This window comes from Polynucleobacter sp. MWH-Adler-W8, assembly GCF_001889925.1.
Lineage (GTDB): Bacteria > Pseudomonadota > Gammaproteobacteria > Burkholderiales > Burkholderiaceae > Polynucleobacter.
Genome location: NZ_LZFI01000011.1, coordinates 21,709 through 28,362, shown reverse-complemented (window position 1 = coordinate 28,362; position 6,654 = coordinate 21,709). Strand labels below are relative to the sequence as shown.

The following is a 6,654-nucleotide window of genomic DNA, read 5'->3' as shown; positions in this document are numbered from 1 at the left end:
AGGTAGATAACAAGTGGATACGGGCTACTACTAAAGAGACTCAGCTTGATTTGGCTGTGAATAAGGCTAAAAAGGCCTCAGAGTGCATAAAAGGACTATTTATTTAAGGTTTCTTGTCAATCCTCAATCAAAAACTTTACAATAATTTCATAAAACTTTACAATAACCTCATAATACTTTACAAAAATAGACATGAAATTTGCCAATACAAAGCGTTCCCAAGAAGTACGTCAGTTCTTGGTGGATGGCGTTAAAACCAATCAGCTCGATTTAGCTCATGCTGCGATGAAACGGTTTGGCCTTACTAGGCAGGCTATTCATGCGCATTTTGCAGCGTTGGTCAGAGATGGATTTTTAGCTTCCAGTGGCAGTACGAAGGCACGTTTATATCAGTTGGGCGTAAAACGATTTCACGATGGCCTATTTAAATTAAAGGGACTGGAGGAGTCTGAAGTCTATTCACGTGATTTTGGAGAAATATTTAATGGCTTGCCTAAAGAAATTGCCAATATTTGCCATTACGGTTTTACTGAAATGCTTAACAACGCCATTGATCATTCGGAAGGTACTGAGGTCTACATTCATGTTGAGAGGACGCCCGATTTTGTGTCAATATCAATTGTTGATAATGGCGAAGGAATTTTTAACCATATCGCCAGATTATTAAAGTTGCATGATCCACGTGAGTCTATTTTGGAGTTGAGCAAAGGAAAGCTCACTACTGATCCAAGTAATCATACTGGTCAAGGAATTTTTTTCTCATCCCGTGCTTTTGATGAATTCTTTATTTTTTCTGGCGATTTAGTTTTTACACATGCCGATGGTTCGGATATGGACTTCTTGCTTCATAACGACAAGAGTCATAAAGGCACGCGGGTGGTCATGAAAATTGCACTCAACTCCCAAAGAATACTGCGTGAACTATTTGATAGTTTTAGCGGAACGGAAGACGAGGATTACGCGTTTAATAAAACCATTGTTCCAGTTAAGCTGGCTCTGTACGAAGGCGGGCAGCTTATTTCGCGTTCACAGGCGAAAAGAATTCTAAATCGCGTGGATCGTTTTAAGACTGTGTTATTGGACTTTAAGGGTGTTGAGTCAATTGGTCAAGCATTCGCAGATGAAGTATTTCGAGTTTTTGTAAAACAAAACCCTCAAATTACAATTCACTCTATTAATGAGGGCCTAGAGGTTAAAAAAATGATTAAGGCTGCTCAAAGTAATTTGGCATAAAAACTAGACGGCACCCACATAAGTTCAGGGATGAATACTATGAAGACATAGTCCGGGGAGTAATGAAAATTACACAAACCGGAATCCTTTGGTCCCAGGTTCAAGTCCTGGTGGGCCCGCCAATGAAATCAACGGCTTAGGGAGAAATTCCTAAGTCGTTTTTCTTTCTCTGCAACAAAGTGTGGAAGCAATCTTCACACATCTTCCATGGCAAACCCACTAGATATATAGGTCTGCCATTGAAGCGATGAACTACTTGTAGATTGTTGTATCCAATATTTAAGGACTGCTTACGGCCAGATGCAACCATCACACCGCCTACACAATTTCATATGTCAGAAGTAAGACTGCGGCACCCATGCAGATCAATGCGAGCATAAAGAACTTATCCGCAATATCTTCAAAATAAACCTTCTTTGAATTACTTCGAATGGATAGGTATGAAAAGATAGAGCTTGCTAGAAAGATGAGGGCATCTAGAGCTAGGAGGTCATCTACCCAATAGGCCATGCCTCTGTTGGCCTGAGTCAGTTTCACAATGCTGATAACGGTCATACATACACCAAGCATTGCGCCTGAAGTCGGCAGAATATGACCACTTAGATTGTTGGGGTTACGCATTTACTGGTGAACGTAGCCTGGTAAAGTGCCTGACCCAGAGTTTTGGTTGGGCGACGGTGATCCACCGAGTTCTGGCAAGTTGTAGTTTGGTTGGCTTGGCATCAGCCTTTTTTGGCTTGCATTAATAAAAGTAGGTACTTTGCTATCAAAAGATGCCTTTTGCTCAGAAGTCAATAATTTGTAAAGCGGTTTCGCAGCCTCATCAACCTCTTTTAAGCTGGTATATCGATTTTTTGCATCTTCGGTAGATTGGCTTAGAAATTTCAGTCCATCAATAGTGGCGGAACTATCGATATTCAATTTAGCTCTTTCTTTGGCAACATCACTCGCATAAAGTCTCACCTTGATTGCAAAATTACCCCAAGCCTTGCTTTGTTCGGGTGTTAGCTTAAGGCTTTCCTCAAGGCGAGATAATCCAGTTTCGATTTGCCCATAAGTAAGCAGATGTGAGCCTGGAGCAGGCATTGAGATATGGGTATTTACCGATGTGCTGGAAGAGTCGGGATTAGAGGCATTGCGCCCGGCGCCCCTTCGCATTCCAGGCATTCCTGGGATTCCAGAGCCTTGAGATCCGCCCCATTGAGCAAAAGACTCCTTAATGGGCAAAATTGCTACTAAAACTAGAAAACTCAAGATAATTGAGCGCAATAGCATGATGGCCCGATTCATTTTTCTCTCAACTGGATGTCTCTAACTCTTGTTAGACAGTAATTTTGAAAAATACTTACTCTAAAAAGAAAATAATTATTTTGTCTTGGCCGTAAGTTTTCTATAGGTGCTCGCGTCTAAGTAGCAACAAACAAGGAGATATAAATGAAAAGAACGATGCAAGGTCTAATTATGGCTAGTGTATTGATGGTGAGTGCCATTGGCATTGCCAGCGCCGCCTTACCAGAGCCGCAAGATCCCCAGGTAGTTGCTAATATGACCTTTGAGCAACGCCTGCAAATGTCCAAGGATTTGCGAGAGCAATTTAAACAAGCCACTCCAGAAGAGCGCCGTGCATATCGCCAAAAACTTCATGCCAAATTTAAGGCGCTTAGCCCTGAAGATCGTAAGGCATTGCGCGACAAAATGCACGCTCAGTGGCAAGCATTAAGCCCCGAACAAAAGAAAGCGCTACGCGAGAACCGCAAAGCCATGATTGCCGCAATGACGCCAGAAGAGCGTCTTGAGATGAAAAAAGAACGCGAAGAGTGGATGAAGGCGCATCCTAATGAAAAAGAGCATTGGAATAAGCCAATGAGCAATTAAGGATCAGTTTGACTTTATTTCCTAGTAAGCAACACCGCATCGAGCAGGCTTTATTAAAAGGAGCTGTAGCGGGGGATTTCAAGGCGTCAAAAGAAGTCATTCGCCTACTGAGTTCCCCCGCATATTCCTTGGCCTGGAAGATGCTTGGCAACAAAGAAGACGCAGAAGATGTCGTACAAGAGGCCTTTATCCGCTTGTGGAAAAGTGCAGATTCGTTTGCGGGAAAGTCAGGACTTGTTACTTACTTTTACGCGATCGTGAGCAATCTTTGTTTGGATAGGATCAAAAGTATTAATAGGGGATTCTTCGAGGAGTTTGATGAGATTGAGCATCAACCCATGAAAGAGATTGAGTGGAGTATCGCAGAGGGCGTCAGCCCAGAAAGCATTAAAAAGGCAATGGATGTTTTAAGTAGAAAACAAAGAATGGCAATGTTGATGTGGGCATATCAAGATATGACGGCAGAAGAAGTTGGTCTGGCAATGGGTATGAATAAGAATAGCGTCGATCAATTGTTATATAGGGCTAAGTTGAAACTTAAGATGGAATTAGAAAAAGGTAAATCTCATGCGAGCGAATGATAAAAAACATTTAAAGAAAGCGTTAGATCAAATCAAAGTTCAAGAGCCATCTACCCATTTTGAACAACGCATTTATCAAGATTGGCAAAGAACGGTTGCTAAGACTGAAAAGCCAAATCATGGGCTCTCCGAAGTTTTGGTTTTAGCAAGATTGCACCCCAAGCTTGCCGCATTGATAGCGTTTGTGGTTATTGCCGCTTCCGTCTTGCTAGGTCAGCACCTAATAGCTTCCCAAGATGATGAGTTGCATCGGATTGATGCCTTGTCTGAATTAAGCCTCTCCACTATTTAATCTACAGTGTTCTCTGTTGCCCCTTGAACTCAAAAGAGTTTTCGGGGCTTTTTTAACAAAAGGAGCATCATGAAAAAGCAACTATTAGCAGCGATACTCACTACTGTGGGGATGGTGGGTTTGACTTATTCTCAAAATGCTATGTTTCAGGCAACGCCAGAGCCAACCGTTCGTCAACAAATATCTGAGGCACAAAAGCAATTTGCTAATTGCATCAATCAGACCAAGAAGAGTGATGCCGCAAAGGTTGTCAATAATGAGTTATTTGAAATCGTGCCCAAGTCAGATCATAAGATGAATTTATTCACTACTGAAAACAAAATTACGGATGAAGAAGCAAGGGCACTAACGGCCTACTTAGCCTCCACAAATGAATGTCGAGCAATATCTAGTCATTTTCCTGTGCCGGAGTTAGCGGGTATCTACCAGAGCTTTTATAGCCAAGTCGATGTGGTTTATCAGAACTTGTTAACTAGAAAAATTTCCATAGGCGAGGCAAATAAAGAAAAGTATGAGCTTATGCAGACAGCTCAATCGCAATGGATTAACTATGAATCTACCCACAAGATTAATTGATGCATAAGTAATTGGTAAAGGTATTGAATGTGGAAAAGCTCAGGCTTTAAGCGGAGTCTCAGCTATCGCGTAACACATTGATTGAAGATTTAATCTTTACAACGATTTGTTATCAAAGTCACTTGAGTCATGACGTTCAAGAAGTTGTTCGGATGGCTCACCCCAAGTGCGGTTAACAATACGACCTCGTTTTACGGCAGGGCGCTCAAGAATTCTATCTGCCCATCGCTGAACGTTTACATATTCGTGTACGCTGAGGAATTCTGCAGCTCCATAAAGCCATCCTTTAACAAGGGCACCATACCAAGGAAAAACAGCAATATCTGCGATGGTGTATTCCTTGCCAGCAAGATATTCATTTTCAGCTAAACGTTGATCTAGAACATCCAGTTGGCGCTTGGTTTCCATCGCAAATCGGTCAATGGGGTATTCCATTTTGAAGGGGGCATAGGCATAGAAGTGTCCAAAGCCTCCACCTAAGTAAGGTGCGCTACCCATTTGCCAGAAAAGCCAATTCATTGTTTCGGTACGAGTAGCTATATCTTTGGGCAGGAAGGCATCAAATTTCTCGGCAAGATAAAGCAAAATTGAGCCGGATTCAAAAATAGGAATGGGGGGTGATTTGCTGCGATCAAGGAGCGCCGGAATTTTTGAGTTCGGATTGATCTTTACAAAACCCGAGCCAAATTGATCGCCTTCGCTAATCCTAATTAACCAGGCGTCATACTCAGCACCAATGTGACCAAGGGCAAGAAGTTCTTCGAGCATGATGGTTACTTTGACGCCATTAGGCGTACCCATTGAATACAGTTGTATAGGATGGCGCCCAATGGGCAATTCTTTTTTCTCTCTGGACCCCGCAGTAGGTCGATTGACGTTTGCAAATTGACCGCCATTTGGCTTTTCCCAAGCCCAGACTTTGGGTGGCGTGTATTCAGTTGTATCAGTCATTTTTTACCTTTGCAAGTTCTCAGCAAGTTTAATCTAGCTGACCTAAAATTGTTCGAGACAAATTACCAAATAGTTTATTTAGGAGCTTTGATGAAATATCGTTTATTGGGCAATACAGGACTTTATGTTTCCGAGCTCTGCTTAGGTACGATGACTTTTGGCGCACAAGGATTTTGGGAGGTCATGGGTGGCTTGCAGCAAAAAGCTGTTAATGAGCTGGTAAAGACTTCATTTGATAGTGGTATTAATTTTTTCGATACGGCTAATGTCTATTCGATGGGTCAATCCGAAGCCTTGCTAGGTCAAGCAATTAAAGATTGTGGCTTGCCACGAGATCAGTTGGTGATTGCGACCAAATCTACTGGGATCATGGACGAAACTCCCAACGGAAGAGGCCAGTCCCGTTTCCATATATTTAATGAAGTTAATGCAAGTTTGAAGCGTTTACAGTTAGATCATATTGATCTCTACCAAGTACACGGCTTTGATCCATTAACGCCATTTGAGGAATCGCTATCAGCTCTAAATGATCTAGTTCGAATGGGTAAGATTCGCTATATTGGTTTATGCAATATGGCAGCATGGCAAGTGATGAAGGCAATAGGTATTTCACGGCAAAAAGGCTTTGCTGAGTTTGCAAGTGTGCAGTCTTACTACTCTATTGCTGGTCGGGATCTTGAGCGGGAGATATTCCCATTGGTCCAAGATCAGCAATTAGGGCTGATGGTATGGAGTCCGTTAGCCGGTGGTTACCTCTCCGGTAAATTTAATCGAGATAAGACAAATCCTGATGGTGCAAGACGTTCCAATTTTGATTTCCCGCCGATTAACAAAGACAAGGCGTTTACCTGCATTGATGCGATGACACCAATTGCTAAGGCGCATGGTATCTCTGTCGCTCAGGTGGCGCTTGCATACATCTTGTCTAAAAAAGCGGTATCTACCATCATTATTGGCGCTCGCAAATTAGAGCAATTAAAAGATAATATTGCTGCCGGCAGGCTAGCCCTGACAGAAGATGAGCTTAAGTCCCTGGATGAAGTCAGCGCATTGTCGCCTGAGTATCCGGGTTGGATGCTTGCCTTTCAGGGTCAATATCGCGCTACGCCACCAGTAAAAGAATAATTTTTTAATATTCAAATAACC

Annotated in this window: 10 protein-coding genes; 6 read left to right on the top strand and 4 right to left on the bottom strand. The window is 42.4% G+C overall.

The genetic code is table 11. From position 1 onward, the window contains the following. Positions 1–192: 192 nt before the first annotated feature. Positions 193–1,233 (top strand): DUF4325 domain-containing protein, encoded by a 1,041-nt coding sequence (locus AOC28_RS10630; RefSeq protein ID WP_072583959.1) that lies wholly within the window; start codon positions 193–195, stop codon positions 1,231–1,233. A gap of 136 nt (positions 1,234–1,369) precedes the next feature. Here the strand turns inward: AOC28_RS10630 and AOC28_RS11425 are convergent, their stop codons facing one another. The 3 genes from AOC28_RS11425 to AOC28_RS10620 are packed head-to-tail and all read right to left on the bottom strand — an operon-like array spanning position 1,370 to position 2,523. Beyond that, positions 1,370–1,543, bottom strand: coding sequence for a hypothetical protein (locus AOC28_RS11425; protein ID WP_158009063.1), 174 nt, complete (start codon positions 1,541–1,543; stop codon positions 1,370–1,372). A gap of 8 nt (positions 1,544–1,551) precedes the next feature. Beyond that, positions 1,552–1,854: a hypothetical protein gene (locus AOC28_RS10625; RefSeq protein WP_072583958.1), complete on the bottom strand. Its 303-nt coding sequence runs from the start codon at positions 1,852–1,854 to the stop codon at positions 1,552–1,554. Then, positions 1,855–2,523, bottom strand: a complete 669-nt coding sequence (locus AOC28_RS10620) for a Spy/CpxP family protein refolding chaperone (RefSeq protein ID WP_072583957.1) — start codon at positions 2,521–2,523, stop codon at positions 1,855–1,857. Positions 2,524–2,667: 144 nt separating this feature from the next. On the opposite strand from AOC28_RS10620, the gene AOC28_RS10615 reads away from it, so the two are divergent. The 4 genes from AOC28_RS10615 to AOC28_RS10600 all read left to right on the top strand — a co-directional run bounded on the left by AOC28_RS10615 (position 2,668) and on the right by AOC28_RS10600 (position 4,557). Next, complete coding sequence (locus tag AOC28_RS10615) at positions 2,668–3,108, top strand: DUF3106 domain-containing protein (RefSeq protein ID WP_072583956.1); 441 nt, start codon at positions 2,668–2,670, stop codon at positions 3,106–3,108. Positions 3,109–3,116: 8 nt separating this feature from the next. Beyond that, positions 3,117–3,689 (top strand): RNA polymerase sigma factor, encoded by a 573-nt coding sequence (locus tag AOC28_RS10610; RefSeq protein WP_072583955.1) that lies wholly within the window; start codon positions 3,117–3,119, stop codon positions 3,687–3,689. Further along, positions 3,676–3,981 carry a hypothetical protein gene (locus tag AOC28_RS10605; RefSeq protein WP_072583954.1) on the top strand — a complete coding sequence of 102 codons (306 nt, stop codon included), beginning with the start codon at positions 3,676–3,678 and terminating at the stop codon, positions 3,979–3,981. Before AOC28_RS10610 ends, AOC28_RS10605 begins: the two co-directional genes overlap by 14 nt. Before the next feature lie 69 nt (positions 3,982–4,050). Beyond that, positions 4,051–4,557 (top strand): hypothetical protein, encoded by a 507-nt coding sequence (locus AOC28_RS10600; RefSeq protein WP_072583953.1) that lies wholly within the window; start codon positions 4,051–4,053, stop codon positions 4,555–4,557. Between the two features lie 96 nt (positions 4,558–4,653). Here AOC28_RS10600 and yghU read toward each other — a convergent pair whose 3' ends face one another. Beyond that, positions 4,654–5,508, bottom strand: a complete 855-nt coding sequence (gene yghU, locus AOC28_RS10595; RefSeq protein ID WP_072583952.1) for a glutathione-dependent disulfide-bond oxidoreductase — start codon at positions 5,506–5,508, stop codon at positions 4,654–4,656. Positions 5,509–5,598: 90 nt separating this feature from the next. Here yghU and AOC28_RS10590 point away from each other — a divergent pair, with 90 nt between their 5' ends. Next, on the top strand, positions 5,599–6,633 hold the full coding sequence (locus tag AOC28_RS10590; protein WP_072583951.1) for an aldo/keto reductase: 1,035 nt from the start codon (positions 5,599–5,601) through the stop codon (positions 6,631–6,633). The last annotated feature ends 21 nt before the right edge of the window (positions 6,634–6,654 follow it).

Excerpts from the sequence above, each read along its gene's own strand:
- AOC28_RS11425 (WP_158009063.1), bottom strand. The coding sequence starts at position 1,543 with ATGGTTGCATCTGGCCGTAAGCAGTCCTTAAATATTGGATACAACAAT.
- AOC28_RS10615 (WP_072583956.1), top strand. The coding sequence starts at position 2,668 with ATGAAAAGAACGATGCAAGGTCTAATTATGGCTAGTGTATTGATGGTG.
- AOC28_RS10590 (WP_072583951.1), top strand. The coding sequence starts at position 5,599 with ATGAAATATCGTTTATTGGGCAATACAGGACTTTATGTTTCCGAGCTC.
- yghU (WP_072583952.1), bottom strand. The coding sequence starts at position 5,508 with ATGACTGATACAACTGAATACACGCCACCCAAAGTCTGGGCTTGGGAA.
- AOC28_RS10625 (WP_072583958.1), bottom strand. The coding sequence starts at position 1,854 with ATGCGTAACCCCAACAATCTAAGTGGTCATATTCTGCCGACTTCAGGC.
- AOC28_RS10600 (WP_072583953.1), top strand. The coding sequence starts at position 4,051 with ATGAAAAAGCAACTATTAGCAGCGATACTCACTACTGTGGGGATGGTG.
- AOC28_RS10620 (WP_072583957.1), bottom strand. The coding sequence starts at position 2,523 with ATGAATCGGGCCATCATGCTATTGCGCTCAATTATCTTGAGTTTTCTA.
- AOC28_RS10630 (WP_072583959.1), top strand. The coding sequence starts at position 193 with ATGAAATTTGCCAATACAAAGCGTTCCCAAGAAGTACGTCAGTTCTTG.
- AOC28_RS10605 (WP_072583954.1), top strand. The coding sequence starts at position 3,676 with ATGCGAGCGAATGATAAAAAACATTTAAAGAAAGCGTTAGATCAAATC.